This is a genomic window from Actinomadura sp. NEAU-AAG7 (assembly GCF_018603865.1).
GTDB classification, from domain to species: domain Bacteria; phylum Actinomycetota; class Actinomycetes; order Streptosporangiales; family Streptosporangiaceae; genus Spirillospora; species Spirillospora litoris.
In genome coordinates this window covers 898,406-924,140 of sequence record NZ_JAHFZY010000002.1, presented here as the reverse complement: position 1 = coordinate 924,140, position 25,735 = coordinate 898,406, and the positions used below count along the sequence as shown (strand labels likewise).

The 25,735-nt window shown below is 72.3% G+C and carries 25 protein-coding genes and 1 riboswitch; of the genes, 10 read left to right on the top strand and 15 right to left on the bottom strand.

Annotation, left to right across the window (positions count from 1 at the left end; genetic code table 11):
- Nucleotides 1–14: 14 nt before the first annotated feature.
- Nucleotides 15–110, bottom strand: a riboswitch (glycine riboswitch).
- Nucleotides 111–351: 241 nt separating this feature from the next.
- Nucleotides 352–1,650 (top strand): RIP metalloprotease, encoded by a 1,299-nt coding sequence (locus tag KLI87_RS13530; RefSeq protein WP_156216059.1) that lies wholly within the window; start codon nt 352–354, stop codon nt 1,648–1,650.
- 6 nt (nt 1,651–1,656) lie between these two features.
- Here the strand turns inward: KLI87_RS13530 and KLI87_RS13525 are convergent, their stop codons facing one another.
- Nucleotides 1,657–2,760, bottom strand: coding sequence for a PLP-dependent cysteine synthase family protein (locus tag KLI87_RS13525; RefSeq protein ID WP_156216060.1), 1,104 nt, complete (start codon nt 2,758–2,760; stop codon nt 1,657–1,659).
- A 102-nt stretch (nt 2,761–2,862) separates the two neighbouring features.
- Between KLI87_RS13525 and KLI87_RS13520 the strand changes: the two genes are divergently transcribed.
- The gene (locus KLI87_RS13520; RefSeq protein ID WP_250903757.1) at nt 2,863–3,777 is read left to right on the top strand and encodes a hypothetical protein; all 915 of its coding nucleotides are present in this window, start codon (nt 2,863–2,865) and stop codon (nt 3,775–3,777) included.
- An 18-nt stretch (nt 3,778–3,795) separates the two neighbouring features.
- Here KLI87_RS13520 and KLI87_RS13515 read toward each other — a convergent pair whose 3' ends face one another.
- Complete coding sequence (locus KLI87_RS13515; protein WP_214617187.1) at nt 3,796–5,337, bottom strand: ATP-dependent DNA ligase; 1,542 nt, start codon at nt 5,335–5,337, stop codon at nt 3,796–3,798.
- A 153-nt stretch (nt 5,338–5,490) separates the two neighbouring features.
- On the opposite strand from KLI87_RS13515, the gene KLI87_RS13510 reads away from it, so the two are divergent.
- Nucleotides 5,491–6,231 (top strand): hypothetical protein, encoded by a 741-nt coding sequence (locus tag KLI87_RS13510; RefSeq protein ID WP_214617186.1) that lies wholly within the window; start codon nt 5,491–5,493, stop codon nt 6,229–6,231.
- Between the two features lie 415 nt (nt 6,232–6,646).
- Here KLI87_RS13510 and KLI87_RS13505 read toward each other — a convergent pair whose 3' ends face one another.
- Nucleotides 6,647–7,510: an SDR family NAD(P)-dependent oxidoreductase gene (locus KLI87_RS13505; protein ID WP_214617185.1), complete on the bottom strand. Its 864-nt coding sequence runs from the start codon at nt 7,508–7,510 to the stop codon at nt 6,647–6,649.
- A 91-nt stretch (nt 7,511–7,601) separates the two neighbouring features.
- Nucleotides 7,602–8,177 carry a TetR/AcrR family transcriptional regulator gene (locus tag KLI87_RS13500; protein WP_156216063.1) on the bottom strand — a complete coding sequence of 192 codons (576 nt, stop codon included), beginning with the start codon at nt 8,175–8,177 and terminating at the stop codon, nt 7,602–7,604.
- Nucleotides 8,178–8,302: 125 nt separating this feature from the next.
- Between KLI87_RS13500 and KLI87_RS13495 the strand changes: the two genes are divergently transcribed.
- Nucleotides 8,303–9,763 (top strand): NAD(P)/FAD-dependent oxidoreductase, encoded by a 1,461-nt coding sequence (locus KLI87_RS13495; RefSeq protein WP_214617184.1) that lies wholly within the window; start codon nt 8,303–8,305, stop codon nt 9,761–9,763.
- 35 nt (nt 9,764–9,798) lie between these two features.
- Here the strand turns inward: KLI87_RS13495 and KLI87_RS13490 are convergent, their stop codons facing one another.
- Nucleotides 9,799–10,446 carry a TetR/AcrR family transcriptional regulator gene (locus KLI87_RS13490; protein WP_214617183.1) on the bottom strand — a complete coding sequence of 216 codons (648 nt, stop codon included), beginning with the start codon at nt 10,444–10,446 and terminating at the stop codon, nt 9,799–9,801.
- A 397-nt stretch (nt 10,447–10,843) separates the two neighbouring features.
- Nucleotides 10,844–11,350, bottom strand: coding sequence for a hypothetical protein (locus KLI87_RS13485; RefSeq protein ID WP_156216067.1), 507 nt, complete (start codon nt 11,348–11,350; stop codon nt 10,844–10,846).
- A gap of 10 nt (nt 11,351–11,360) precedes the next feature.
- Here KLI87_RS13485 and KLI87_RS13480 point away from each other — a divergent pair, with 10 nt between their 5' ends.
- Nucleotides 11,361–11,672: a hypothetical protein gene (locus KLI87_RS13480; RefSeq protein WP_156216068.1), complete on the top strand. Its 312-nt coding sequence runs from the start codon at nt 11,361–11,363 to the stop codon at nt 11,670–11,672.
- Between the two features lie 9 nt (nt 11,673–11,681).
- On the opposite strand, the gene KLI87_RS13475 is transcribed toward KLI87_RS13480, so the two are convergent.
- Together KLI87_RS13475 and KLI87_RS13470 are read right to left on the bottom strand one after the other, a co-directional pair.
- Complete coding sequence (locus tag KLI87_RS13475) at nt 11,682–12,326, bottom strand: TetR/AcrR family transcriptional regulator (protein WP_156216069.1); 645 nt, start codon at nt 12,324–12,326, stop codon at nt 11,682–11,684.
- Between the two features lie 34 nt (nt 12,327–12,360).
- Nucleotides 12,361–13,215 (bottom strand): lytic transglycosylase domain-containing protein, encoded by an 855-nt coding sequence (locus KLI87_RS13470; RefSeq protein WP_156216070.1) that lies wholly within the window; start codon nt 13,213–13,215, stop codon nt 12,361–12,363.
- Between the two features lie 176 nt (nt 13,216–13,391).
- Here KLI87_RS13470 and KLI87_RS13465 point away from each other — a divergent pair, with 176 nt between their 5' ends.
- Nucleotides 13,392–13,919 (top strand): MarR family winged helix-turn-helix transcriptional regulator, encoded by a 528-nt coding sequence (locus tag KLI87_RS13465; protein WP_156216071.1) that lies wholly within the window; start codon nt 13,392–13,394, stop codon nt 13,917–13,919.
- A 13-nt stretch (nt 13,920–13,932) separates the two neighbouring features.
- Here KLI87_RS13465 and rpsD read toward each other — a convergent pair whose 3' ends face one another.
- A complete protein-coding gene (gene rpsD / locus KLI87_RS13460; protein WP_214617182.1) occupies nt 13,933–14,538 on the bottom strand; it encodes a 30S ribosomal protein S4 in 606 nt (201 codons plus the stop codon).
- 67 nt (nt 14,539–14,605) lie between these two features.
- Between rpsD and KLI87_RS13455 the strand changes: the two genes are divergently transcribed.
- Nucleotides 14,606–15,415, top strand: a complete 810-nt coding sequence (locus KLI87_RS13455; protein ID WP_250903756.1) for a DUF2470 domain-containing protein — start codon at nt 14,606–14,608, stop codon at nt 15,413–15,415.
- Between the two features lie 317 nt (nt 15,416–15,732).
- Here the strand turns inward: KLI87_RS13455 and KLI87_RS13450 are convergent, their stop codons facing one another.
- Nucleotides 15,733–16,884 (bottom strand): DUF5925 domain-containing protein, encoded by a 1,152-nt coding sequence (locus tag KLI87_RS13450; RefSeq protein WP_214617181.1) that lies wholly within the window; start codon nt 16,882–16,884, stop codon nt 15,733–15,735.
- Nucleotides 16,885–16,968: 84 nt separating this feature from the next.
- Nucleotides 16,969–17,736 carry a 1-acyl-sn-glycerol-3-phosphate acyltransferase gene (locus KLI87_RS13445; RefSeq protein ID WP_156216073.1) on the bottom strand — a complete coding sequence of 256 codons (768 nt, stop codon included), beginning with the start codon at nt 17,734–17,736 and terminating at the stop codon, nt 16,969–16,971.
- 138 nt (nt 17,737–17,874) lie between these two features.
- Between KLI87_RS13445 and KLI87_RS13440 the strand changes: the two genes are divergently transcribed.
- The gene (locus KLI87_RS13440) at nt 17,875–18,744 is read left to right on the top strand and encodes a hypothetical protein (protein ID WP_246249563.1); all 870 of its coding nucleotides are present in this window, start codon (nt 17,875–17,877) and stop codon (nt 18,742–18,744) included.
- Nucleotides 18,745–18,938: 194 nt separating this feature from the next.
- Here KLI87_RS13440 and KLI87_RS13435 read toward each other — a convergent pair whose 3' ends face one another.
- The 4 genes from KLI87_RS13435 to lpdA all read right to left on the bottom strand — a co-directional run bounded on the left by KLI87_RS13435 (nt 18,939) and on the right by lpdA (nt 23,221).
- On the bottom strand, nt 18,939–19,616 hold the full coding sequence (locus KLI87_RS13435; protein WP_156216075.1) for a uracil-DNA glycosylase: 678 nt from the start codon (nt 19,614–19,616) through the stop codon (nt 18,939–18,941).
- A gap of 94 nt (nt 19,617–19,710) precedes the next feature.
- A complete protein-coding gene (locus KLI87_RS13430) occupies nt 19,711–20,730 on the bottom strand; it encodes a hypothetical protein (RefSeq protein WP_214617180.1) in 1,020 nt (339 codons plus the stop codon).
- A 10-nt stretch (nt 20,731–20,740) separates the two neighbouring features.
- On the bottom strand, nt 20,741–21,601 hold the full coding sequence (gene ddaH / locus KLI87_RS13425) for a dimethylargininase (RefSeq protein WP_374225445.1): 861 nt from the start codon (nt 21,599–21,601) through the stop codon (nt 20,741–20,743).
- A 216-nt stretch (nt 21,602–21,817) separates the two neighbouring features.
- Nucleotides 21,818–23,221 (bottom strand): dihydrolipoyl dehydrogenase, encoded by a 1,404-nt coding sequence (gene lpdA, locus KLI87_RS13420; RefSeq protein WP_214617178.1) that lies wholly within the window; start codon nt 23,219–23,221, stop codon nt 21,818–21,820.
- Between the two features lie 328 nt (nt 23,222–23,549).
- Between lpdA and KLI87_RS13415 the strand changes: the two genes are divergently transcribed.
- Nucleotides 23,550–24,017 (top strand): hypothetical protein, encoded by a 468-nt coding sequence (locus KLI87_RS13415; protein ID WP_156216078.1) that lies wholly within the window; start codon nt 23,550–23,552, stop codon nt 24,015–24,017.
- 76 nt (nt 24,018–24,093) lie between these two features.
- Nucleotides 24,094–25,479 (top strand): MFS transporter, encoded by a 1,386-nt coding sequence (locus KLI87_RS13410; protein ID WP_214617177.1) that lies wholly within the window; start codon nt 24,094–24,096, stop codon nt 25,477–25,479.
- Nucleotides 25,480–25,735 lie beyond the last annotated feature (256 nt).

Here is a 25,735-nt window from a genome sequence, read left to right as displayed (position 1 = left end):
TTTCCAGAGGTCGCCTGGTCCGTGCGGTCCGTGGGCCTGAGAGGTTCCGGGGAGGGTTTGCTCCTTCGGCGTCCCCCGCTGGCGGCCGGGGACTCTCCCGCACGGGATCATCGGCTTTGCCCAGGCTAGCAGCGCCGTCACCCTCGCGACCAGGCGCCGCGACCCGTTCTTGACCGCGCCTCGACCGTCCGCCCGGCCGCGCCTCGACCGTCCGTCCCGCTGTGCCTCGACCGTCCGCCCGGCCCTGCCGGACGGGGCCATGGCGGGGCGCGGCGGGGGGTGTGTGACGTAGTCTGAGGGGATTGCTGGAGACCACCCCCCGGTGCGGGGTGCACGACCGGAGGGGCACGCATGGGCTGGCTGGCGGGAGTGCTGATCCTGTTCTTCGGCCTGCTGGCGTCGATCGCGCTGCACGAGCTCGGGCACTTCTCGTTCGCCAAGCTGTTCGGGGTCCGCACGACGCAGTTCATGGTCGGGTTCGGGCCGACGATGTGGTCGCGCCGCAAGGGCGAGACCGAGTACGGCGTGAAGTGGATCCCGCTCGGCGGCTACATCCGGATGATCGGGATGCTGCCGCCGCGCCGGGGCGACGCCCCCGGCCAGGTCCGGCGGATCAGCACCGGCCCCTGGCAGGGCCTCATCGAGTCGGCGCGCGGCGCGGCGCTGGAGGAGGTCAGGCCCGGCGACGAGAACCGCGTGTTCTACAACAAGAAGTGGTGGCAGAAGCTGCTGATCATGTTCGGCGGGCCCGCGATGAACCTCATCCTGGCCGTGGTCTTCTTCGCGATCCTGCTGATGGGCATCGGCATGCAGCAGGCCCAGCCGGTGATCGCGGAGGTCTCGCCCTGCATGGTCCCCAAGAGCCAGGCGAGCGTGGACCACTGCCCGGCGGGCGCGACGCCGACCCCGGCGAAGCAGGCCGGGCTCCAGGAGGGCGACCGCATCGTCTCCTATGAGGGCCGGGCCGTCGAGGACTACAAGCAGCTCCAGAAGCAGATCCGCGACTCGGCCGGCAGGACCGTCCCGATGGTGGTCGACCGCGGGGGGCGGCGGCTCACGCTGAACGTGCCGATCACCCGCAACCAGATGCGCGACCTGGACGACCAGAACAAGATCGTCGAGGTCGGGTTCCTCGGCATCACGCCGACCACCAAGGTCGAGCGGGAGGGCCCCGGCGCGGTCGCCTCGACGATCGGCGACCTCACCGGGCACACGGTGGGCGCGCTGGTGCGGATGCCGCAGAAGATGGTCGGCATCTGGAACGCCGCCTTCAGCGGCGACAAGCGCGACCCGAACGGCCCGATCGGCGTCGTCGGCGTCAGCCGCATCGGCGGCGACGTCGCCGCCTCCGACCAGCTCACCGGCGGCGAGAAGGTCTCCTACTTCGTGATGCTGCTCGGCTCGCTGAACCTCGCGGTCGGGCTGTTCAACCTCGTCCCGCTGCTGCCGCTGGACGGCGGGCACATGGCCGGGGCCCTGCTGGAGGCGCTCAAGAAGGGGTTCGCCCGCGTGTTCCGGCGTCCCGACCCCGGCTACGTGGACGTCGCCAAGGCGCTCCCCGTCACCTACGTGATGGCGGCCGTGCTGATCGTCATGGGCGGGCTGCTGATCTACGCCGACCTCGTGAACCCGGTCCGCTTCAACGGCTGACGGGCCCTAGGGGAGGCTCGGCTCCGGGAGTTCGCCGGTCTTGAGGAAGGCGTCCAGCGCCGCGAGGTAGGGGCGGATGTCCAGGCCCTGCGCGTCGAGCCACGCGTCCGACCCGTAGGTGCCCGCGTACCGCTCGCCGCCGTCGCAGATCAGCGTGACGACGCTGCCGCGCTCGCCCGCCGCCCGCATCCGCGCGATCAGCCCGGCCGCGCCCCACATCGCGGTCCCGGTGGAGCCGCCGACGCTGCGGCCGGTGACCTCGCTCGTCCAGCGCATCGCCGCGACGGACGCCGCGTCCGGCACCTGGATCATCCGGTCGATCACCGACGGCAGGAACGACGGCTCGACCCGGGGCCGCCCGATGCCCTCGATCCGCGAGCCCGCCGCCGTCCGCTCGGGGTCCCCGTCGGCGAACGAGCCGAAGAACGCCGAGCCCTCCGGGTCGACCACGGCGAGCCGCGTCTGGAACCGCCGGTACCGCGCGTAGCGGCCGATCGTCGCGGACGTGCCGCCCGTGCCCGCGCCGACCACGACCCACGCCGGCTCGGGGAAGCGCTCCAGCCGGAGCTGCTCGAAGATCGACTCGGCGATGTTGTTGTTGCCGCGCCAGTCGGTCGCGCGCTCGGCGTAGGTGAACTGGTCCATGAAGTGGCCGCCGCACGCGGCCGCCAGCCGCCGCGACTCGTCGTAGATCGAGGACGGGTCGTCCACCAGGTGGCAGCGCCCGCCGTGGAACTCGATCAGCCCGATCTTCTCCGGGCTCGTCGTGGCGGGCATCACCGCGACGAACGGCAGCCCGAGCAGCCGCGCGAAATAGGCCTCCGACACCGCCGTGGACCCGCTGGACGCCTCGATGATCGTGGTGTCGTCCCGGATCCAGCCGTTGGCGAGCGCGTACAGGAACAGCGACCGCGCGAGCCGGTGCTTCAGCGACCCCGTCGGGTGCACCGACTCGTCCTTCAGGTACAGGTCGACGCCCCACTCGGGCGGCAGCGGGAAGACGTGCAGGTGCGTGTCGGCGCTGCGGTTGGCGTCGGCCTCGACCTTGCGGATGGCCTCGGCGATCCACGCCCGGCACGCGGGATCGCAGCGGTCCACGACACGGCTCATTGTGGCATTTCCCTCGCTTTTCGCCTCGATTGGCATCGATCCCCGGCAAACCCCACGATATCCCCGCACGTCACAGGGCATGATGGAGCCCACGGGGGGAAGATGATCGACCTGTTCAGGCAGCGCATCATGGACACCGGACGGCTGCCGCTGTTCGGTTTCTTCGTCGCGTTCATCGTGACGTTCGTGCTCACGCGGGTGAACGTACGGCTCATCCGCGCCGACGTCCGCTGGTGGTTCCGCAACGTTACCGCCGGGGACCTGCACATCCACCACGTCGTGTTCGGCGTGGTGCTGATGCTCATGGGCGGGGTGGCGAGCCTCGCCGCGCCGGACGCCTACGTCGGGCTCGACCTGACGGCGGCGGTCGTCTTCGGCATGGGCTCCGCGCTCGTGCTGGACGAGTTCGCGCTGATCCTGCACCTCAGCGACGTGTACTGGACGGAGAAGGGCCGCGCGTCCCTGGACGCGGTGTTCGTCGCGATCGCCGTCACGGGGCTGCTGCTGCTCGGGATCCACCCGTTCGGCTTCGGGGGCGTCACCCCCGACCCGGGCGCCTCGACGCTGAGCGGGCTGTATGTGACGTCGCTGGTGATCAACCTGGTGCTCGCCGTGCTGACGCTGCTGAAGGGCAAGATCTGGACGGGTCTGATCGGCCTGTTCGTGCCCGCGCTGCTGATCGTCGGCGTGCTCCGGCTGGCGCGTCCCGGCTCGCCCTGGGCGCGCTGGCGGTACGCGCCGGGGTCGCGCAAGCACAGCCGGGCCGTCCGCAACGAGAAGCGGTTCCGGCGCCCGCTGATCCGCGCCAAGATCTGGGTGCAGGAGTTCATCGCCGGACGGCACGACCACATCACGCCCGAGCTGCTCCAGCGCCGCACCGCCGCCGAGCGCGCCCGCCGCCGCAAGGTCGCCCGCGCCCAGCGCAAGGCGGTCGCCCGCGCGCGGCGGCACGCCGTCTCCCGCACCCGCCGCCGGGGCGTCGAGCTCCGGGCGCGGCACTCCAAGAGCGACCACTGACCCCTCGGCGCCCGCCGGTCAGTCCAGGACGGGCGCGACCGCGCGGACCGTGTCGATCGTGTCGGCCTCCGCCGCCGACTTGTCGGGCCGGTAGCGCAGGACGCGGGCGAACCGCAGCGCGATGCCGCCGGGGTAGCGCGGGCTGTGCTGGACGCCGTCGAACGCGATCTCGACCACCAGCTCGGGCCGGACGTGGACGGTCCAGGAGTCCTCGCGGACGGCCAGCTCGCGGAGCCTGCGCGTCTGCCAGGCCAGCAGCTCGTCGGTGAGCCCCTTGAAGGTCTTGCCGAGCATGACGAAGCCGCCGGTCTCGGGGTCGCGGGCGCCGAGGTGCAGGTTCGACAGCAGGCCCCGGCGGCGGCCGTGCCCCCACTCGACCGCGAGGACGACCAGGTCGAGGGTGTGCCGGGGCTTGACCTTGACCCACCCGGCGCCGCGCCGCCCGGCCGTGTAGGGCGTGTCGAGGGACTTCACGACGACGCCCTCGTGGCCGCGCGCCACGGCCTCGTCGAACTGCTCCTCGGCCCGCGCCGCGTCGCCGGTCACGAGGCGCGGCATGCGCAGCTCGGCCGGGACGACCCCGGCCAGCGCGGCGCCCCGCTCGGCGCCCGGCGCGTCGAGGAGGTCGGCGCCGTCCAGGTGCAGGACGTCGAACAGGAACACCGAGAGCGGCACCGGCTCCGCGGACCTGGTCGTGCGCGTGGCGGTGCGGGCGGAGGTGACCTGGAACGGGTGGGGGCGGCCGTCCGGGCGCAGCGCGATCAGCTCGCCGTCGAACACCGCGTCGCGGACCGGCAGCCCGCGCACCGCCTCCACCACCTCGGGCAGCCGGACGGTGATGTCGTCGAGCGTCCGGGTGAACACCCGCACCTCGCCGCCGGAGACGTGCACCTGCGCGCGGATGCCGTCGAGCTTCCACTCCACCGCGACCTCCTTGCCGGAGCCGGCGGGGGCGAGCTTGGCGAACGCCTCGTCCATGGACGGGGCCGCCGCCGCGAGCATCGGCTTGATCGGGCGCCCGACCTCCAGCGTGAAGGCGTCCAGCCCCCGGGCGCCCTCGGCGAGCGCGGCGGTGGCGACCGGGCCGAGCGAGCCGCGCAGCATCACCGCGCGCCGCACCGCCGCCGCGGGGACGCCGGCCGCGGCGGCGATCGCCTCGGCCATCACGCCGTCCAGCGCGCCCTGCCGCAGCTCGCCCGCCAGCAGCCGGACGAGGAAGTCCTGCTCGGGACGGGTCGCGCGGCCGAGCACGGCCGCGACCAGCTCGCGGCGCCGCGCGACCGAGCCCGCCCCCGACACCGCGCCGATCTCGGTGAACGCGGCGTCGACCTCCGGGACGGTCAGCGACGGCTCGGCGGCGGGCGGCGGCAGGTCGCGCAGCGCCGCGTACCCCACGCCGATCTGCCGTTGCGGCAGCTCACCGGACAGGTAGGCCACCACGGTCGCGGCCTCCTCCGGCTCCGCGGCGCGCAGGCACTCGGCGAGGGCGGTCACCTTGGCCTTGCGGCCCGAGGTGCCCGCCACCACCCGAGACGTCTCGGTCAGCTCGGTGACACGCACGGTTCCATTGTGTCCGCCCGGTCCGACATTGGGACCCGCCGGGGGGTTGGTGAGGGCGGGTGAGCCTGGCTACCGTGATCTGGAGGTGGCGCCGACCGGGGGAGTGAGGAGCGGGGAGTGAGGCTTCCGCGGCCGTCGGAACCGTTCGATCGCGTGTACTCGGCGCCGGAGCCGCCCGCCCCGGCCCGCCGTCCGCGACGCCTGATCCTGCTGGTGGCGATCGCCTCGGTCGCCGCCGCCGCGGTCGTGGTGCTCCTGGTGCTGCCCCTGGGCGGGAAGGACCGGCCGGGCCGCACGCCGTCCGCCGCCGTGTCGCCGTCCGCGACGGCCACGCCCTCGGAGCCGTCGTCGGAGCCGTCGCCGCAGCCGTCGTCGGCACCCTCCGCGCCTCCCGGGCAGGAGCCCATCACCGCGCTGCCCCAGCCCTGCGGGATGGTGTCCGCCGGCACCGTCGGCGCGGCCGTGCCGGGCGCGCGGCGGCGGCAGAGCGCCAACACTACGCTGACGACCTGCACCTACTCTTCGGCGAGTCAGGCGTTTCGCTGGCTGCGGGTGGAGACTCACCTGTACGCTCCGGGGAACAGCGCCGATCCGGTGAAGGACGCCACGAGCTCCTACCGCACGCAGTGGAACCAGGCACACGACGCGCCGCTCACGCGGACGATCACCCTGGAGCGGGAGCCGGGTCTCGGCGACGAGGCATACCGCTGGTTCAAGGCCGACAAGGGCCAACCGACGGTGGTCGGCCAGGTGACCGCGCGGGTCCGCAACGCCGTGGTCACGGTCAGCTACAGCGAGAAGGCGCCCGCGAAGGGCGGTCTGGACGGGGCGGAGCGCTCGTGCCTGTCGAAGGCCGCTCAGGTCGCCAGGGAAGCGCTGGGCGCACTGCGCTAAATCATTCCTGACCTGAATCGGCCGATCATGGCATATTTTCTGTCAACACCTTCTAGGGTGATGACAGAAAAAGGGGAGGAGTATGTCGAACACGCTCCCGCGAGCGATCGGTGTTCGGCGTGCTGAGTGCCTGGGGAGGAGGAGGTCGTCGCCGTGACCGTTCGATTGGTCGGTGTGTCCTGGGTGTAGAAAAGCCCAGGTCAGGCCACAGGTTCTCGATAACAGGGGCCGCGGAGTGGACCTCGCTTCGCGGCCCGTCCCTTTCCCGGTGGCAGTCCAATTTGCGACACCCTCCAGTATTTGAAACTTTTCCTCTAAAGTGCTGTATGCGGGATCGTATATGTGAAGTTTGACATCGTGATAAATGCGGGCCGACCCATCTTCGCGGCCGCGAGACCCGCCCCGGCGCGGCCAGTCAGCTCTGCGCGAGGGGGATCCGCGCGAGCAGCCGCAGCGACGCCGGCGAGACCCGCGACAGCGTGCGCAGCAGGCGGCCCTCGAAGTTCACCGGGATCACCGGCCTGTTCTTGATGATCGCGTTGACGATCTGCTCGGCGACCCGCTCGGGCGGGTAGTCGCGGAGCCGCAGCATTCGCTGGGCCTGGCCGCGTAGCCGCTCGCGCGAGGCCGCGTCGCCGCCCACGTAGGTGCCGTGCGCCGCGATGTCGGTGCCGGCGAAGCCGGGGCACACGGCGGTGACGCCGATCCGGGACCCGGCGAGGTCGGCGCGCAGGCACTCGCTCAGCATCAGCACGGCGGCCTTGGTCGTGCAGTAGGCGGGCATGCCCCGCCAGGGGGCGTAGGCGGCGGCGGACGCGATGTTGACGATGTGCCCGCCGAAGTTGGGCTTGTCGGGCTTGTTGGGCAGCGCGTTGACGCGGTCCACCATCTGCCTGCCGAACAGCCGGGAGCCGTGGATGACGCCCCACAGGTTCACGCCGAGGATGCGGTCCCAGTCCTCGGCGGCGGTGTCGAGGAAGGGGCCCGCCACGACGATGCCCGCGTTGTTGACCACGATGTCCGGGACGCGGTGCTCCTCCCGCACCCGCGCGGCGAACGCCTCCATGGCCGCCCGGTCCGCCACGTCGACCCGGTGGGCGGCGCCGCCGGGGCCGAGCGCCTTGGCCTGCGCGATCGTGCGTTCGGCGGCGGCCAGGTCGATGTCGGCCGCGATCACCGTCGCGCCGCGTCCGGCCAGGGCCAGCGCGGTCGCCCGGCCGAGTCCGCCGCCGGCTCCGGTGACGACGGCGAGCGCGCCGTCGAAGTACGCGAGGGGCATGGAGACCTCCGTGGTGGGATGATCCAACCGTACTCAGCCCCGCGCCGCGTCTCGCGTGCTTACCGGCATACGGACGCGGGCGTCTCGCGCCTCAGGCGAGATAGGGCCCGAGGCCCTGGCGGCAGAAGTCGGTCATGTAGCGGGCCGCGTCCTCGACCGACACCTCGGGACGCCGCGTCCGCCACTGCGCGAGCCGCTCGCTCGCACCGATGATGATCTCGGTGAACGCCTCCACCGCCTCCGGCGGCGCGGCCGGGGCGAACGTCGCGAGCACCCCCGCGATCAGCGTGCTCTGCTGCCGCCGCGTCGCCTCGACGGCCTCGACCGCCTCCGGGGACGCGGCGAACGGCTCGCGCAGCAGCATCGCGAACGACCTGCTGTGCGCGTCGATGAACCCGAAGTAGGCGACCATCCCGCGCCACATGACGTCCTCGGGGTCGGAGGCGCCCGCCATGGCCTTCTGGGTGACGTCGAGCAGTTCGGCCTTCGAGCGGCTGATGCAGGCCAGCAGCAGGCCGTCCTTGGAGCCGAAGTACTCGTACAGCATCGGCTTGGACACCCCGCAGCGCTCGGCGATCTCGTCCATCGAGGTGGCCTGGTAGCCCTGCTCCCCGAAGACGCGCTCCGCCACGTCCAGCATCTGGCGCTCGCGGTCGGCCCGTGACATGCGGCGACGGCGTGGCGGGGACGGGGGTGTGGCGCCGCTCACAGCAGAATCCTCACTGTTGGACCTACCGTCAGTAACCTACTGCCGGTAACTTACTGCTAGTAGGTTACCCCGGAAGGATGGACATGGCTGAGCGCACCCCCGCGATCGTGATCATCGGCTCCGGCTTCGCCGGGCTCGGCATGGCGATCGGGCTCAAGCGGTCCGGCTTCCACGACTTCGTGGTGCTGGAGAAGAGCGACGCCCTCGGCGGGACCTGGCACGACAACACCTATCCCGGCTGCGCGTGCGACGTCCCCTCGCACATGTACTCCTTCTCCTTCGCGCTGAACCCCGGCTGGACGCGGATGTTCGCGCCGCAGCCCGAGATCCGCGCCTACATGGAGCGCACCGCCGACGCCTACCGGGTGCGCGACCACATCCGCTTCGGAAGCGCCGTCGAGAGCATGGAGTACGACGACGCCGCCCGCCGCTGGAACCTCGCGCTCGCCGACGGGAGCGTGCTCACCCCGAGGGCCGTCGTGACCGGCGTCGGCGCCCTGCACATCCCCTCGGTGCCCGACCTGCCCGGCATCGAGCGCTTCCGGGGCACCGCGTTCCACTCCGCCGAGTGGGACCACTCCTACGACCTCACCGGCAAGCGCGTCGCCGTCGTCGGCACGGGCGCGTCCGCGATCCAGTTCGTCCCGGAGGTCGCCCGGAAGGCGGACGACCTCGTCGTCTTCCAGCGGACCGCCCCCTGGATCCAGCCCAAGCCCGACCGCGCGTTCTCTCCCAGGACGCGCGCCCTGCTGGAGAAGGTTCCGGGCGCCGCCCGCGCGTTCCGCGACGGCATCTACTGGACGCTGGAGGCGCGCGCGGTCGGCTTCACCCTCGACCCGCGCCTGTCGGCTCCGCAGGAGCGGATCGCCCGCTGGCACCTCCGCCACCAGGTCCCCGACCCGGAACTGCGCGCCAGGCTGACCCCCGACTACCGGATCGGCTGCAAGCGGATCCTGCTGTCCAACGACTACTATCCGGCGCTCGCACGCCCGAACGTGCGGGTGGAGACCTCCGGCATCGCCGAGGTCCGCGAGCACTCCGTCCTCACCCGGGACGGCCGCGAGTACGAGGTCGACTGCGTCATCTACGGCACCGGCTTCAAGGTGACCGACGCCCTCACCGACCTGCGCGTGACCGGCCGCGGCGGCGTCAAGCTCCAGGAGATCTGGGCGGACGGCATCGAGGCGCACCGCGGCACCACGATCCCGGGCCTGCCCAACTTCTTCATGCTCCTCGGCCCCAACACCGGCCTCGGCCACAACTCGGTCGTGTTCATGATCGAGGTGCAGATCCAGCACGTCCTGAGCTGCCTGCGCCTCCTCCAGGAACGCGGCGCCGACACCATCGAGCCGAAGCCGCAGGCGTCCCGCCGCTTCAACGACCGCCTCCAGCGCCGCCTGCGCCGCCTGGTGTGGAACGAGGGCGGCTGCCGCAGCTGGTACCTGGACGCCCAGGGCGTCAACCGGACCCTCTGGCCGGGCCACACCTTCGAGTTCTGGCACACCACCCGCAAGGCGAACCCCACCGAGTTCACCTTCGACTGATCGCGCACCCCGCACGGCCGCGCGGCGGGGCCGCGTTATTTCGCGGGGGCGAACATCGGTTTGATGCCGGAGATGATCTGGCGGATCACCGGGCGCTGCTCGGCGGGGGTGCGGCCGCGCAGGTCGTGGATGGGGTCGAGGCCGTCGTAGTAGGGCGCGAGGGCCAGGAAGGGCAGGATGGTCAGGATCAGCGTGGCGAGGACGTCGAGGTCGGCGTCCTCGCGGATGTCGCCGTGCTCCTGCCACAGCTTCAGCGTCGGGTGGATGACCTGGAGGTAGTGCTGGTTCGCGGTCTCGCGGATGACCGAGCGGACGCTGTTGTCGAGCTCGAAGTTCGTGGCGGCGGTGACCGCGCGCTGGAGCGGGTGGTCGGCCATGTACTCGGTCCAGTCGCACAGGACGTCGAACAGCCACTCGTCGAAGGGCTGGTCGAGGTCGAGGCGGGCGATGCGGCGCTCCATCTCCTCGCGGATGCTGCGGGACGCCTCGTCGCAGACGAACGCGAAGAACTCCAGCTTGTCGCTGAAGTACTGGAAGAGGGAGCCCTTGGCGATGCCGGCCTCGCGGGCGATGGTGTTCAGGCTGCCGGTCGAGTACCCGTGCTCACCGAACTCGCGCATCGCCACTTCGAGCACCCGCTCGCGCTTGGCGACGTTGAGCCGGAACCAGGTGGACGTTGGCATGGACCCCTTCGACTTTCCGTCAGGAACCGGTAACCCAGAGGTCAGGATAACGGTCCGTGGCGTCCCGTGTGACCCAAAACATCACCCGGGTCTCGCGGTGTGCCGGGAGGGGCTCCGCCGGGAGCGTCCGGGGGGCGAATGAAGTCCGGCGAATAGGGTATTGCGGGCACCGTCGCCGGCACCGCGGCGGGCGGGGAGCGTGCCGCCTGGCGCCGGGGATCTACCGTATGCGTGTTATGTGGTCGTGATATGGCGCGATTCGGCGGCCGCGCCGCAGGTCAGAGGCTCAATCGTGATCGAGGACGGGGCCGTAATCCGGTCCGGTTGCTGATCAGCCTGGTCAACGTGATGCGGGTCGAGCATTCAGCAGAAATATCGTCCGCCGGGCTTGAAATCGCTATTCATCACGTGTTTCATCCCCTTCTAGGACGAGACGTACCGGGATGACGGAGGTGAAGGCGGTGCGGTCACGGTCGATCGGCGGCAGGGTGCTCACGGGTGCGGGCGTGGCGGCGGTCATCGCCGTGTCCGGGGCGTCCCCGGTCGCCGCCAAGCCCTCGCCCACGCCGTCCTCCTCCGGCGGGTCCTCGACGAGCCCGACCCCCACGCCGACCAAGACGAGCCCGGACCCGACGCCGACCAAGACGTCCGAGCCGAGCCCGTCGCCGACACCGACCCCGACGCCCTCGGACACGGAGACCTCCACGCCGACGCCGGTACCGACCAAGACGAGCCCCGATCCGAAGCCGACGCAGAAGCCGTCCGCGACGCCGGGCAAACCGAAGCCGGGCCAGTCGAGCGGGCCGAAGCCGCGCGGGTCCGCGCAGACGTCGCGGTCCTCGCGGCCGACGGGGTCGGCCAAGCCGTCCACGGCGCTGAGCCGCGCGGGCAGCGGCGCGCGCACCCCGACCGACGTGCCCTCGGCGGGCGACGGGGAACCCGCGACGAGCGTCCTGCCGCCGCTGGTCAACAGCGGCGCGGTCACCGACCTGCGCGCCCCGCAGGTCGCGCCGCCCGTCGCCGCGCCGGAGGTCGCGCCCGCCCAGCGGGAGCCCGCCCCGGTGGCGGGGCTGCGCGCGGTCCCCGGGGACGGCGCCGCCGCGATCGAGGACGTCGGCGCGCTCCAGGCGGGCGCGCTGGCGGCGCTCGCCTCGTCGGTGGCGTTGCTGCTGCTCAGGCTGCGGGCCGGCCGGGCGCGCCCGCCGCGCGGCGCGCACCGCCGCTGAGGGGCGGCGTCAGCGGGCCAGCCGGATCAGGATCCGGCACACCTCGTCGATGATCTCGGCGGCCTCGGTCTCGCTCTCGGCGGTGGCGATCTCCCGTCCCGCCTCGCCGATCACGGTGGTCAGCACGAGGCTCAGCACCTGGCCGGCGCGCCCAGCGGGGGCCGCGCCGGACGTGCCGTGCAGCAGCTTGGTGTTCTGCGCCATCCACCGCTGCGCGCGGCTGCGGCGCATCAGCGAGGAGCCGGACGGCCCCTCCCCGCCGTGGAACAGCCGCGCCGCCTCCCGCCGCTCCCAGCACACCTGGAGGTAGGCGCGGGCGCCCGCGATGAACAGCGCGATCGGGTCGTCCTCGCCGGCCTTGCGCGCGGTGGAGACGGCGCGCGCCGCGCTCTCCTCCTGCTCGGCGGTCAGCTCCTCCCACAGCGCCACGTACAGCCCGGCCTTGCCGCCGTAGTGGTGGTAGAGGCTGCCGACGCTGATGCCGGAGCGCTCGACGATCTCGGCGATGCCCGCGTCGGCGTAGCCCCGGTCGGCGAACACGCGCTGCGCGGCGGCCAGCAGCGCGTGCCGGGTCGCGTCGGCCCGCGCCCACTGCCGTCCGCCCGCGTGCCCCTCTCCGGCGCCGCCCTCCTCGTGTGGCCTGCTCGTCCGCATCACCCCATCGTCTCAGGTCGCGGACGCGGCCCCCTCAGTACCAGTTGTGCGCCTGCCACCAGGACCACGCGCCGCACGGGTCCTTGTAGCGCGCCTTGATGTAGCCGAGCCCCCAGGCGATCTGGGTGGGGGAGCTGGTGCGCCAGTCCGCCCCGGAGCTGGCGAGCTTGGAGCCGGGGAGCGCCTGCGGGATCCCGTACGCCCCGCTGGAGGGGTTGACGGCCCGCTCGTTCCAGCCGCTCTCGTGGTTCCAGAGCGTCAGCAGCGAGGGCCAGCACCGGTCCCAGCCCTTCAGCGCGCTCATCTTGCGGCCGTATCTGCGGTTCTGCCCGGCGCTGGGGTTGGACTTGGCGAGCCGCTCGCGCTCCTGCTCCTCCTTCAGCTTCGCGCGTGCCGCCGCGTCCCGCTTGGCCTTCTCCTTCAGCTCCGCCATCTCGCGCCTGTGCTCCTCGTAGGCGCGCTTCTTGGCGGCGGCGATCGTGTCGGCGGCGATCGGGTCCATGTCGGAGCCGGTCAGCCGCGCGACCATGTCGCCGGTCGACATGCCGGGGGCGGCCATCTTCGGCGGCTTGGCCTCGCCGCCGAAGACGTCGGTGTCCACCAGGACGAGCGCGGCGACGAGCCCGCAGATCGCCGTGACCGTGATGGTGACGTTGTGCGTCAGGAACCGCCACACCCGCCGCCTCTTGCTCGGCCGGTCGGGCGCGAACCCCGTGTCGCGGGGGTCGCCGCCGAGCGGCCCGGCGGCGGCCGGGGCGTCGTCGGGCGCCGGGCGCGGCGGCGGGACGCGGCGGTCGTCGCCGCGTCTCCGGTCGCCGCGCGACCGGCGGGAACCCGCGCGTCGCGAGGAGCCGCTGGGACGTCCGTGCGTGCCGTGACTCTGTGGCATAGGAGAAGACTGCCTCATCGCCCGGGGTTTGTATCGTCCACGCCAGTCGTACGGGCGCGCGGTGACGCTCGGTTCACCGGCCGCCACCCGGACCCGAGGACGGCGCCCCACGAACTAGTCTTGGAGATCACGGAGCGGAGCGGGGCTCGCACGAGCACGGCGGACCGGGGATCGAGATGAGCACGGTGACGGAACCGGGGGAGCACCTGGGGGAGCACGGCGCGCGCGACGGCGTCGCCGTGCCGGACGGGCTGCCGGACGCGCTCGTCCACGAGTTCGGGACGCTGCTCGGCGCCGCCGAGCTGCTGGAGCGGATCGCGGGCCGCGAGCTGGAGCGCCGCTGCGGCATCCGGCACGCGGTGTTCGAGGTGCTGCTGCGGCTCGCCGACGCGGGCTGCCCGCGCTCGATGGGCGGCCTCGCCGACGAGCTGATCCTCACCAGCGGCGGCATGACCCGGCTGGTCGACCGGATGGTGGACGCGGGCCTCGTCCGCCGCGAGCCCGCCCCAGGCGACCGGCGCCGCCAGCTCGTCGAGCTGACCGGCGCCGGGCGCGCGAAGCTGGAGGAGGCGCTGCGCGTGCACGCCGAGACCCTGCGCCGGCACTTCGCCGGGCCGCTCACCGAGGAGCAGCGGCACCTGCTGGTGGACGCGCTGGCCACCCTGCGCACCACCGCCCGCGAGGAGCTCGGCGCCCTGCACTGACGCGCGGGGGGCGTCAGCGCGAGTAGTGCTCGACCACGAGCTGCTCGTCGCAGACCACCGGGATCTCGCGGCGCTCGGGGAGCCGGGCCAGCCGCGCGGCGAGCGCGTCGTGCCGGACCTCCAGGTAGGGCGGGACGTTCTCGGTGTGCCCTCCGGCCGCCGCCACCTGGAACGGGACCATCGCGCGGCTGCGCTCGGCGACCGTGATGACGTCCCCCGGGCGGAGCCGGAACGAGGGGCGGTCCACGCGGCGCCCGTTCACCAGCACGTGGCGGTGCACGACGAACTGGCGGGCCTGGTAGATCGTGCGGGCGAACCCGGAGCGCAGGACGAGCGCGTCCAGCCGGCGTTCGAGGTCGACGATCAGCGCCTCGCCGGTCTTGCCCTCGACCTTGGCCGCCTTCGCGAAGGCGTTGCGGAGCTGCGCCTCGCGGATGTTGTACTGCGCGCGCAGCCGCTGCTTCTCGCGCAGCCGCACCTTGTAGTCGGACTCCTGCTTGCGCGCGCGCCCGTGGACGCCGGGCGGGTATGGGCGGGCCTCGAAGTACTTCACGCTCTTCGGCGTGAGCGGGATGCCGAGCGCCCGGGACAGGCGGACCTTCGGCCGGGGGTTGTTCATTGCGCTCCTCAGTGGTTAGGTGAACCTAAGTTAGGTAAGCCTAACTTGGAACGTCAAGGAGGTCAGGGTGGGTGCGGAGATCGGGCACGGCGGTGACGAGGGGCGAGTGTGCGGGCGGGTGTGCGGCCCCGGACCGGCGGAGCGGGCGCGCACCCTCGCCTACGGCATGGCGGACGGTGCGCTGGCGGTGCCGGGCGTCCCCTACCAGCCCGTCCCGGCGTACACGACGGACCGCGACGGCCGCCCGCTGCTGCTCGTCGAGCGGGCCTCGCCGATCGTGGCGGCGCTGGCGGGCAAGGCGGACCTGGTCGGGACGCTGCGGATCAGCGACGTCGCGCCGGTCGCGATGGCCGACCGCATGCGCGGGCGCGCCTGGATCCACGGCTGGCTCACCGAGCTCCCGCTGGGCGAGCTGCGCGCCGCCGCGATCCGGCTGTCGCGCCCGCATCCGCGCCCCGAGCTGCTCGACCTCGCCGACGGGAACGGCCGCCGCGAGTGGACGGTGCTCGCGCTGGAGGTCGCCGAGGCCGAGATCGAGGACGCGTGGGGCGGCGCGATCCTCGAACCCGAGGAGTACGCCGCCGGCGCCCCCGACCCGTTCGTCGCGGTCGAGGCGGGCATGCTCACGCACCTGGACTCCTGCCACCGCGACGAGCTGGCGCGCCTGCTGCCCCCGGCGGCTGTGGCCGAGAACACACCGGAGCCGGTCGTGCACCCGCTGGCCCTGGACCGGTACGGGCTGTGGCTGCGCCGCTGCGCTCCGCCGCCGGCCGCGCCCGACCCGGTCGACGTCCGGCTCACGTTCGCCCAGCCTGTCAGTGATCTGCACGGGCTCCGCTGCGTCTACCGGCGCCTGTTCGCCGCCGCGACTCCCTAGCCCCTAGGGGTCGTGCTCCGGGTCGTCCGGAAGATGCCAGTGATCTCACGGATGGTGCCCGCCGCCCCTCACGGGCGATGCTCGGGTCTCCGGCCGTGGGACGCCGACCGCGCACCGCCCGGAGACGACCCGGCCGCCGGCTCATCCTCGCGGGGTGGATGAGCCGGTGGACGGGAGACGGACCAGGCGGCGGGGCGGCGGGGTCCCCGGTCGGGCCGGTGGCCCGGCCGCGGTGTGCGCACTGACGGGGGGCGCGGTCCGGGCCACTGGCCGTGAATCCGGGACCCACGTGGTGGCGCGCACCTACGGGCGGACCCCTACAGGTAGAAGCCGGTCGCGGACGAGGGCGCGCCCTGCCCCTCCGGACGCTTCTCGCCCTTGCGGATCGCGGCCAGCTCGGCGAGCGTCGCGCCGTCCGGGCCGATCTCGGCCGCCGGGGCCTCGGAGTCGGCGAGCCACGCGGTCGCCTCGTCCCGGGTCAGCGAGCCGACCTCGATCTGCGCCAGGCAGCGCCCCGGGCGCACGACCGCCGGGTGCAGCCGCGCGAGGTCCTCGTTGGTGGTGATCGCGACGAGGACGTCCCGGCCCTGGCCGAGCATCCCGTCGGTGAGGTTGAGCAGCCGCGACAGGCCCTGGCCCGTCGACTGCTTGGCCTCGCCGCGGATCAGCTCGTCGCAGTCCTCCAGGATGAGCAGCCGCCAGCGGCGGTCCTTCTCCTCCTCGTCGCCGACCGCGACCTCCATCAGGTAGCTGGGCGTGCCGAACAGCGCCTCCGGGTCGAGGACGCAGTCGGCCTGGCACCAGCCGTTCCACGCGCGGGCGAGCGCCCGCAGCGCGGTCGTCTTGCCGGTGCCGGGCGGGCCGTGCAGGAGCAGGAGCCGCCCCGACACCTCCTCGCGGGTGAGGGCCATGACCTCCTCCAGCGCTTCCGCGACCGGGGCGGTGTAGTTGCGCCGGATCTCCGCCCACGCGTCGGCGGAGATCGCCCGCTCGGTGCGGACGGGCCCGTGCGAGCCCATGTGCCAGAAGCCCATCTCGACGTTGGTCTCGTCGGTCTTCGGCGGGTCGGTCGCGTCCTTGACCGACTCCTCCAGGACGCTGTCGGCCAACTCCTCGCTGACCGCCGACACCTCCACGTAGGCGCTGCCGTTGCTCCACCGGTTCGTCAGCAGCGTCCAGCCCTCGCCCTCGGCGAGCACCGACTCCTTGCCCTTCTCGCGCGCGACGCGCACGAGCCGGCACGCGTCCGGGCGCAGCGGCGCCTCGGGGCGGACGTGGTCGAGCCGCGTCGAGCGCGACCACGGCTGCTCGCCGGTGGCGAACGGACGCAGCTTCAACACGTCCAGCACGTCCGCCGGAGAGTTGTTGTCGTTCAGGTTGAAGACCACCGGCACCGGTGAGCCCGCCTCCAGATCGGTCACGTTCTCCCGTGGCTCGACGAGGCGCAGGACGTCCTTGGGCATGGTCATGACTTCGATGATCAGGGCCGCCGCGGCGCCCCGTCCACCCAATTAGCCCGTCGCGCCCCGCTCGTCATCGCTCGTCACCGCTCGTCAGGACGCGGCGCCGCCCCGGTCGGCCCTGCGCGCCTCGCTCTCCTCCAGGTCCATCTTCTCGGCCTGCCCCGGCGTCGGCGCCGACCCGCCGAGGTAGGCGGGCTGCCACCAGGTCTCGTCCGCGCGCGGGACGTCGGGGTACTCGCGCTGCGCCCGCTCCAGCATGTCCGAGAGTGTGGCGTGCAGGTCGCGCGTGACCTGGTCGTAGTCGTCGCCGCGCTTGGGGTGCATCGGCTCGCCCACCAGGATCGTCACCGGGACGTTGCGCTGGAGCAGCCGCCGCTTGTGCCCCTTGGTCCACAGCCGCTGCGGGCCCCAGATCGTGAGCGGGATCAGCGGCACCTTGCCCGCCACCGCCATCCGCACCGCGCCGCTCTTGATCTCCTTCACCGTGAACGAGCGGCTGATCGTCGCCTCGGCGAACACCCCGACGATCTCGCCGCCCTTGAGCGCCTTCAGCGCCGCCGCGTAGGACGAGGCGCCCGCGTCGCGGTCGACCGGGATGTGATGCATGCCCCGCATCAGCGGCCCGCCGATCCGGTTGTCGAAGATCTCCTTCTTGGCCATGAACCGCACCAGCCGCCCCGCCGGGTGCGCCGCCGCCCCCGCGAAGATGAAGTCGAGGTAGCTGACGTGGTTGCTGACCAGCACCGCGCCGCCGGTACGGGGGATCTGGTCGGCCCCCTCCAGCCGGACCTTGAGGTTCAGGGCCTTGAACACACCGAGAGCCGTCTTGATCACCGGCGGGTACACGATTTCGGACATGCAAGCACCGTACTTGAGCCGCCCGTGATCAGCGAGTACGGCGCAGGATCGCGATGGATCACACAACCGGCCGGAACTCTGAGAAGGTTGGGTGGTGACGTGATCGGTGGAAGACGTGATCGGTGAAAGGGGATGAGCATGGAACCGTTGGACGCGGCGGCGGACGTACACGCGCTCATCCGTGACGTGCTGCCCGACCTCGCGCCCAGCGCCTGGTTCGACTCGGGCACCTCCGAGGTGGTGCTGCCCGTCGGACGCTCGGAGGCCCGCGCGTCCAGCTGGACGGTTCTGGAGCGCTGCGCCCGCGAGCCCCGCTCGGCGTGGCCCAAGGTCGTCGACGAGTGGGTCCGCGAGGTCACCGACCGCGCGTTCCTCGCGGTCGGTGAGATGGAGCTGTTCGGCGACGTCCGCGAGCTGCTGCGGCTGCGGATCGTGCCGAAGCTCGCCCCCCGCGACCGCGAGGGCCTCGTGGTGGTGCCCGCGGGCGACCACTTCGACGCGATGGTGATGATCGAGCACCCCCGCTACGGCGGCCCCCTGACCAAGGCCCGCGCGGGCCTGCTCGGCCTGCGCAAGCTCGGCTACGTGATGACCAACACCCACGACCGGGAGCTGGCCGACGTCGCCGTCCGCGACCAGCCGCTGCTGCCGGGACGCGACGTCCGCGTCGTCACCAAGCCGGGCAGCCGGTACGTGTCGGCGCTGCTCAGCGAGGTCGACCAGTTCCTGCCGGGGCCGAACCGGCACGGCGCCCTCGTCGGCGTCCCCTGCCACAGCACGCTGCTGCTCTACCCGATCACCTCGGTGGCGGTCCGCGAGGTGCTCCCGGTCTTCGCCGACGTCGTCCAGGAGATGCACGAGGCCGCCGAGGACCCCTGCGCCCCCGGCGTCTACTGGAGCCACGGTGAGCGCCGCCTGACCCCGCTGAGCGCGACGTCCCTGCCCGAGGGCTCGGGCGGCTCGGACGAGTTCTCCGCCCTCCTGCGCCGCCTCCCGGCCGACTCCTAGGGCTGTGTTCATGAAGTCCCGGCCCAAGGCACTCGCCTGGCGGCTCGTGCCTTGACCGTGCCTTGGCGGGCGCGGCATCGCTTCGCGATCTTCCCGGTGGGGCTCGCCTCCGGCTTCGCCCCACCGCTCAGCCAACGCGCCCGCGCGGTGGTTGAGGCCACCGCGAGAGGGGCCCTAGGTGGTGGGGCCGGGGATCAGGGGAGCTTCCAGTCGATGGGCTGCCCGCCCTGCTGCTCCAGCAGCTGGTTGGCGCGGGAGAACGGCCGGGACCCGAAGAAGCCGCTGTCGGCGGAGTAGGGGCTCGGGTGCGGCGACTCGATGCACGGGACGTCGCCGAGCATCGGCCGCAGGTTGCGGGCGTTGCGCCCCCACAGGATCGCGACCAGGGGCCCGCCGCGCGCGGCGAGCGCGCGGATGGCCTGCTCGGTGACCTCCTCCCAGCCCTTGTCGCGGTGCGAGTTCGGCTTGCCGGGCATGACGGTCAGCGCCCGGTTCAGCAGCAGGACGCCCTGCTCGGCCCACGGCGTGAGGTCGCCGTTGGAGGGCTGCGGGTGGCCGAGGTCGTCGCAGTACTCGCGGAAGATGTTGACGAGGCTGGCCGGGATCGGGCGGACGTCCGGCGCGACCGAGAAGCTGAGCCCGACGGGATGGCCGGGCGTCGGGTAGGGGTCCTGGCCGACGATCAGGACGCGGACGTCGGCGAAGGGCTGGGTGAAGGCCCGCAGGATGAGGTTTCCGGCGGGCAGGTAGCGGCGTCCGGCGGCGACCTCGGCGCGCAGCCAGTCGCCCGCGGCGGCGATCGTGCCCGCGACGGGCTGCAGCGCGGACGCCCAGCCCGCCTCGACGATCTCCGGGAGCGGTCGTGCGGTCATGGCGCACCACACTAACGGCATGATCTTGCGCCCGTTCCTTGATCACGGTAGCGGACTTCCCTGACCACATCAGGACGATCCATGGATGCGGCTGTCAAGGTCGGCCGAAATGTGCGGGGGTGACGCCGAGCGCCGCCCGGTGCCGCCACGCGAGCCGGAGCGCGGCGGCGCCGGCGGGTTGCATCGGCTCGGGGACCGTTCCGTCGAACGGCGCCATCGACACCTCGCCCTCGGCGTTCACGGCGACGAGCCCGCCGAACAGGGCGCGGAACGCCGCGTCCTCGAACACCACGGCGGTGAGCAGGTCGAGCGCGAACGTGAGCGGGTCGACGCCGAGCCCGAGGAAGTGCGCGCGGACGTCCCCGTTCTCGCGGGCCCCGGTCAGCTCCCGGTGGAAGGGCCACTCGTCCTGGACGAAGCCGGGGCCGTAGTCCTCGCCGCGTCCGAGGAACTCCTCGGCGTACTCGCGGACCATGCAGTTCCACAGGCTCAGGCCGCGCTCGCCGTCGAGGGGCTGGAACACCCCGACCGGCATCACCTGGTGGAGCCCGCCCGCGTGCGCGACCTTCGCCGGGTCGCGCCAGTGCAGGACGTAGGAGCCGGACGCCGTGAGGGTCACCGTCGTGATCGCGGGCAGCGCCGCCCGCCGCGCGAGGTCGAGCGGATCCCCGACCTGGCCGCGCACCGGCAGCCCCTCCGCGCCCGCCGCCAGCTCGTGCGCGGCGGCCTCGCCGACGTTGACGGCGTCGAAGTAGCGCGCCGGGCCGAGGCGCAGGAGCGGCGGGGCGGCGGCGAGCAGCCGGTGGCTCGGCCGGTCCTCGAAGATCGCGGGCCTGGCGAGCGCCGCCATCGCCGCGGCGTAGGTGCGGTATCCGGCGGGCAGCCCGTCGGACGGGTCGCGGACGGCCGGCGGGGCGGGGTCGGCCTCCCACTCCAGCCGGACGTCCTCCAGCGGGATCGGCGCCTCCGGGATCCAGCCGTCCCGGCACAGCAGCGGCGTGCCCGCGACGCGCGGCACGCCGGGGTACAGCCCGTCGGCGACCTCACCGAGCCGGGCGCGGTCGGCGTTCAGCGCGCGCCGCTCGTCCCGCCACCGCTGCTCTTCGGCGTTCACGCCGCCCACCCTAGGGCGCCGGGCGCAGCTCCAGCGTGCAGCACTTGGGGCCGCCGCCCGCCTTGCGCAGCTCCGACAGGTCGACCGGGACGGGCGTGTACCCGCGCTCGCCCAGCGCGCCGATCAGGCCCGTCGCCTCGGCGTTCACGACGACGTTGCGGCCGTCGCACACGGCGTTGAGGCCGAGGACCGCCGCGTCCCGCTCCCCGGCGATGACCGCGTCGGGGAACAGGCGCTCCAGCACCGCGCGGCTGCCCGGCGAGAACGCGCCGGGGTAGTAGGCGACGTCGCGCCCGCCGAGCGGGAACAGCGCGGTGTCCAGGTGGTAGAAGCGCGGGTCGACGAGCCGGAGCGTCACGATCGGGCGCCCCAGGAATTCCTGCGCTTCCTGGTGGGCGGCGATGTCGGTACGGAACCCGGTGCCCGCGAGGATGACGTCGTCCAGGGTGAGGAAGTCGCCTTCCCCCTCATTAATGTACTGCGGCTCAAGGACGTCGGTGAAACCGTTGTCCCTGAGCCACCTCGCATACGCGGGCCCTTCCGCGTACCGCTCGGGGAAGGCGAAGCGCGCGCCGTAGACGCGCCCGCCGACGACCAGCGCGCCGTTCGCGGCGAACACCATGTCGGGCAGCCCCTCGACCGGGTCGATCAGGCTGACCTCGTGCCCGAGGGCGAGGTAGGCGGCGCGCAGCGCCTCCCACTGCGCGACGGCCCGTCCCGCGTCGGCGCCCGCCGCCGGGTCCATCCACGGGTTGATCGCGTAGGTCACGGCGAAATGCTCGGGACGGCACATCAGGAAGTGCCGCCGCAGCGCGACCCGCTCGGGGAGGGGGCTCGGCTCAGGGACGGCGCTCGGCTCCATTGCCGGCATGACGGTCATGCGCGTCTCCACAGGGCTTCCGGAGGGGGAAAGCGTGCTGATCGAAAGCCTAGGAACGCCGGGCCCGCAATCCAATCCGCCGACCTTGCGCCGCCGTGGTGTTTCGTTGCGCGTTCCGGCGGCGCGCCCGCGAATCATTGCGCGGCCCGTGAACCATTGCGCCGCCGTGGCGTGTTCGCCCTCCGGGGGCGAACACGCCGCCACGGGTCAGAGGTTGATCATGTGACCGGCCAGGCCGTGCACGGCCTCCTTGACGGCCTCGCCCAGCGTCGGGTGGGCGTGGACGTTGCGGGCGACCTCGTGGACGGTCAGGTCCCACTGCTGGGCCAGGGTCAGCTCCGGCAGCAGCTCGGTGACCTCCGGGCCGATCAGGTGCGCGCCGAGGATCTCGCCGTACCTGGCGTCGCTGATCACCTTGACGAAGCCGTCGCCCTCGCCCATGCCGAGCGCCTTGCCGTTGGCGCTGTAGGGGAACTTGGCGGTCTTGACGTCGAAGCCCTGCTCCTTGGCCTGCGCCTCCGTCCAGCCGAAGCTCGCGATCTGCGGCTGGCAGTAGGTGGCGCGCGGGATCATCACGTAGTCGAGCTCCATCGTCTCGGCGTCCGCGATGGTCTCGGCGGCGACGATGCCCATCGCCTCGGCGGCGTGCGCGAGCATCAGCTTGGCGGTGACGTCGCCGATGGCGTAGATGTGCGGGACGGACGTGCGGCACCGGCCGTCCACGTCGATCGCGCCCCGCTCGGTCAGCGCGACGCCGGTCTTGTCGAGCCCGTAGCCCTCGACGTTCGGCTGGAACCCGATCGCCTGGAGCACCTTGTCGGCCTCGATGACCTGCTGCGCGCCGTCCTTGCCGGTGACGGTGACCTTGACCTTCTCGCCCGAGTCGTCGATCGCGTCCACGCGGGTCGAGGTCAGGACGTCCACGCCGAGCTTGCGGTACCGCTTGGCCAGCTCCTTGGACACGTCCGTGTCCTCGTTCGGGACCATCCGGTCGAGGAACTCGACGATCGTGACCTTCACGCCGTAGTTGTGCAGGACGTAGGCGAACTCCACGCCGATGGCGCCCGCGCCCGCGATGACGATGCTCTCCGGCAGCTCCGAGCTGAGGATCTGCTCCTCGTAGGTGACGACCCGCTCGGACAGGGACGTGCCGGGCAGCAGCTTGGTGTGCGCCCCGGCGGCGATGATGCAGCTACCGAACGTGACCGTCGTGCTGGACCCGTCGGAGCCCGCGACCTGGAGGGTGTTCGGGTCGGTGAAGGTCCCCCGCCCGTCAAAGGTGGTGATCTTGTTCTTCTTCATCAGGAACTGGACGCCCTTGACGAGCTTGTCCGAGACCTGCCGGCTGCGCTGGTACGCCTCGCCGTAGTCGAAGGTCACCTCCCCCTCGACCTTGATCCCGTACTTCTTCTGCTCCTTGGTGAAGATGTGGGCCAGCTCAGCGTTGCGCAGCAGCGCCTTCGAGGGGATGCAGCCGACGTTGAGGCAGACCCCGCCCCAGTACCTCTCCTCGATGATCGCGGTCTTCAGCCCGAGCTGCGCCGCCCGGATCGCGGCGACATATCCACCCGGGCCCGAGCCCAGGACCACGACGTCAAAGTTTTCGCTCATATCCATGGACGATATTCGTCGCCGCCCCGTGCTCGCATCCCGGACCGCCCCGGCGTGCTTCGGGTCACCCGTCACATCCTGTTAGGGTTTCGAGCGGCCTCCCGCCGGTGATCCTTTCCCGGGGGGCGCGGCGGCGCGCGAGCGGCGGGCCGCCCGGCGCGTCGCCCGGCCGGGCGGGCGCGCGACGCGGCGGCGGTGCCCGCGCGGTGCCCGCGCCGGCGGCGGCCCGAGGAACCGGCGGCCTCCGTCCCGGAACACGGCGCCCCGGCGCGATCGTTGAGGGCAGATCGGCCCGTCCCGTCACAAGCGAAAGCGGAGGAGAAGGCGAGTGAGGATCCCGAGGCGCGTCAACACCGTCCTGGACTGGATGGAGAAGCACTTCGTCGCGCTCGCGGTGGTCGTCGCGCTCGTCGCCGTGGCCCTGCTGGCCATGCTCGCGCCGCCGCTCGTCGGGCTCCCGGTCGCCGGGTTCATCGTCGGGCTGGCCGTCGGCGGGTTCCTCGTGCACGTCCGGATGAGCAAGCGGGTCGCCCGCGTCCGCGCCGATGTCGACGACCTGCTCCGCGAGAACGGCGCGCTCCGGCACCGCAACACCGTCCTCGCCAGCGGGGTGATCACGCGGGAGGCGCAGGAGACGCAGGCGTTCGTCGCCATCCCCGAGGAGGAGGACATCCTCGACGGCGACCCGCAGGGCACCGCCGCGCTCCCCGAGCTGATCGACGACCTCCTGGAGGAGGACGCGGGCAAGGCCGCCGACGAGGACGAGGACACCGCGAAGAACCACCGCCGCGCCTAGCCGGGGGCGGTCATGTGATCACCGGGCGTTAGCCTCGCCGATCTTGGGGGAGATCGGACCCCGGAGGTGGTGGTCGATGAGCGCGCACTCGGGAGCGGCGCCGGGGCACGAGCGGGCGGGAGCGGCACTCGCCAAGGACGAGGTCGACCTGCCGACCGTCCGCAAGGCCGTCTTCGCGTCCGCGATGGGCAACTGCATCGAGTGGTTCGACTTCGGCGTGTTCAGCGCCGGGGTGATGACCTCGATCATCGGCACGGTCTTCTTCCCGTCCGGGGAGTCGGGAGGCGCCACGCTGCGCTCGTTCGCCCTGATCGCGGCGGCGTTCATCGCCCGCCCGTTCGGCGGGATGTTCTTCGGGCCGCTGGGCGACCGCATCGGCCGCAAGAAGGTGCTGGCCGCCACGATCCTCCTGATGTCGGGCTCGACGTTCGTGATCGGGATCCTGCCCGGATACGGCACGATCGGCGTGGCGGCACCGCTGCTGCTGCTCCTGGTCCGGCTGACGCAGGGGTTCTCGACCGGCGGGGAGTACGGCGGCGCCGCCACGATGATCGCCGAGTACGCGCCGACGGACCGGCGCGGGTTCTTCGGCAGCTTCCTCGAACTCGGCACGCTCGCCGGGTACATCATGGGCGCCGGCCTGGTGCTGCTGGTCGACCTCGGCCTGGGGGAGGACCGCATGCACGACTGGGGCTGGCGGCTGCCGTTCCTGGTCGCGCTGCCGCTCGGGCTCGTCGGGCTCTACGTCCGGACGCGGATCGAGGACACCCCGGCCTTCCAGCGCATGGAGGAGGAGGGCGAGAAGGCCCGCTCGCCCCTCAAGGAGACGCTGGAGCACCACTGGCGGACGATCGTCACGCTCATCGGGATCGTCCTGCTGCTGAACGTCGCCGACTACACGCTGCTGACGTTCATGCCCTCCTACCTCGTCGACTTCCTCGACATGGACGACGTGACCGCGCAGCTCATCACGATCGGGGTCGAGGCCGTGATGATCGCGGTGATCGTGCCGCTCGGCGCGCTGTCGGACCGGATCGGCCGCAAGCCGCTGCTGACCACGGCCGCGATCGGCTTCGCCCTGCTGTCCTTCCCCGCGTTCGCGCTCATGCAGACCGGGCACCCGGCGGGCGTCGCGCTCGGTTACGCCATCATCGGCGGGCTGCTGGTGCTGATCCTGGCGGTGATCGGTGCGACGTTCCCGGCGATGTTCCCGACCAAGGTGCGGTACGGGGCGTTCGCGATCGGCTACAACGTCTCGACGTCGCTGTTCGGCGGCACCGCCGCCGTGCTGGTCGGCTCGCTGATCACGGTGACGGGCACCAACTACGTCCCGGCCTATTACCTGGTCCTGGTGGCGCTGGTCGCGCTCGTGCCGATCAGGCTGATCCCCGAGACGGCGAAGGTGCCGATCGACCGGATCGGCACCCCGCAGGCGCCGGAAGCGGCCGGTTCCGGCGCCTGACGGCGGGCCGGAAATGTAGACCACCGCCCCTTGGCGGCTCTCTGTACAGGGACGATTCCGAGCGGTATCTCGCGCGGGTTGGAATTGTGTGGCCCGCAGGCAAAGAAGAGGTGCGGGTGATCGCACATTGCACTCCGCCGATTACCGTAGGTAGCGTCACCGATGGCAAGACGACGGGGCATGTGGGGGTGAATCCCCCGAATCATCGGCGTTTTCTTCTCCGCCTTTCCTTTTGTCTTTGCCGCAGCGCACAACT

Excerpts from the sequence above, each read along its gene's own strand:
- KLI87_RS13495 (WP_214617184.1), top strand. The coding sequence starts at position 8,303 with ATGGCTGAGCGCACCCCCGCGATCGTGATCATCGGCTCCGGCTTCGCC.
- KLI87_RS13525 (WP_156216060.1), bottom strand. The coding sequence starts at position 2,760 with ATGAGCCGTGTCGTGGACCGCTGCGATCCCGCGTGCCGGGCGTGGATC.
- lpdA (WP_214617178.1), bottom strand. The coding sequence starts at position 23,221 with ATGAGCGAAAACTTTGACGTCGTGGTCCTGGGCTCGGGCCCGGGTGGA.
- KLI87_RS13475 (WP_156216069.1), bottom strand. The coding sequence starts at position 12,326 with ATGCGGACGAGCAGGCCACACGAGGAGGGCGGCGCCGGAGAGGGGCAC.
- KLI87_RS13440 (WP_246249563.1), top strand. The coding sequence starts at position 17,875 with ATGGAACCGTTGGACGCGGCGGCGGACGTACACGCGCTCATCCGTGAC.
- KLI87_RS13450 (WP_214617181.1), bottom strand. The coding sequence starts at position 16,884 with ATGACCATGCCCAAGGACGTCCTGCGCCTCGTCGAGCCACGGGAGAAC.
- KLI87_RS13410 (WP_214617177.1), top strand. The coding sequence starts at position 24,094 with ATGAGCGCGCACTCGGGAGCGGCGCCGGGGCACGAGCGGGCGGGAGCG.
- KLI87_RS13445 (WP_156216073.1), bottom strand. The coding sequence starts at position 17,736 with ATGTCCGAAATCGTGTACCCGCCGGTGATCAAGACGGCTCTCGGTGTG.
- KLI87_RS13500 (WP_156216063.1), bottom strand. The coding sequence starts at position 8,177 with ATGTCACGGGCCGACCGCGAGCGCCAGATGCTGGACGTGGCGGAGCGC.
- KLI87_RS13435 (WP_156216075.1), bottom strand. The coding sequence starts at position 19,616 with ATGACCGCACGACCGCTCCCGGAGATCGTCGAGGCGGGCTGGGCGTCC.
- rpsD (WP_214617182.1), bottom strand. The coding sequence starts at position 14,538 with ATGAACAACCCCCGGCCGAAGGTCCGCCTGTCCCGGGCGCTCGGCATC.
- KLI87_RS13465 (WP_156216071.1), top strand. The coding sequence starts at position 13,392 with ATGAGCACGGTGACGGAACCGGGGGAGCACCTGGGGGAGCACGGCGCG.
- KLI87_RS13505 (WP_214617185.1), bottom strand. The coding sequence starts at position 7,510 with ATGCCCCTCGCGTACTTCGACGGCGCGCTCGCCGTCGTCACCGGAGCC.
- KLI87_RS13470 (WP_156216070.1), bottom strand. The coding sequence starts at position 13,215 with ATGCCACAGAGTCACGGCACGCACGGACGTCCCAGCGGCTCCTCGCGA.
- KLI87_RS13530 (WP_156216059.1), top strand. The coding sequence starts at position 352 with ATGGGCTGGCTGGCGGGAGTGCTGATCCTGTTCTTCGGCCTGCTGGCG.
- ddaH (WP_374225445.1), bottom strand. The coding sequence starts at position 21,601 with ATGCCGGCAATGGAGCCGAGCGCCGTCCCTGAGCCGAGCCCCCTCCCC.
- KLI87_RS13520 (WP_250903757.1), top strand. The coding sequence starts at position 2,863 with ATGATCGACCTGTTCAGGCAGCGCATCATGGACACCGGACGGCTGCCG.
- KLI87_RS13490 (WP_214617183.1), bottom strand. The coding sequence starts at position 10,446 with ATGCCAACGTCCACCTGGTTCCGGCTCAACGTCGCCAAGCGCGAGCGG.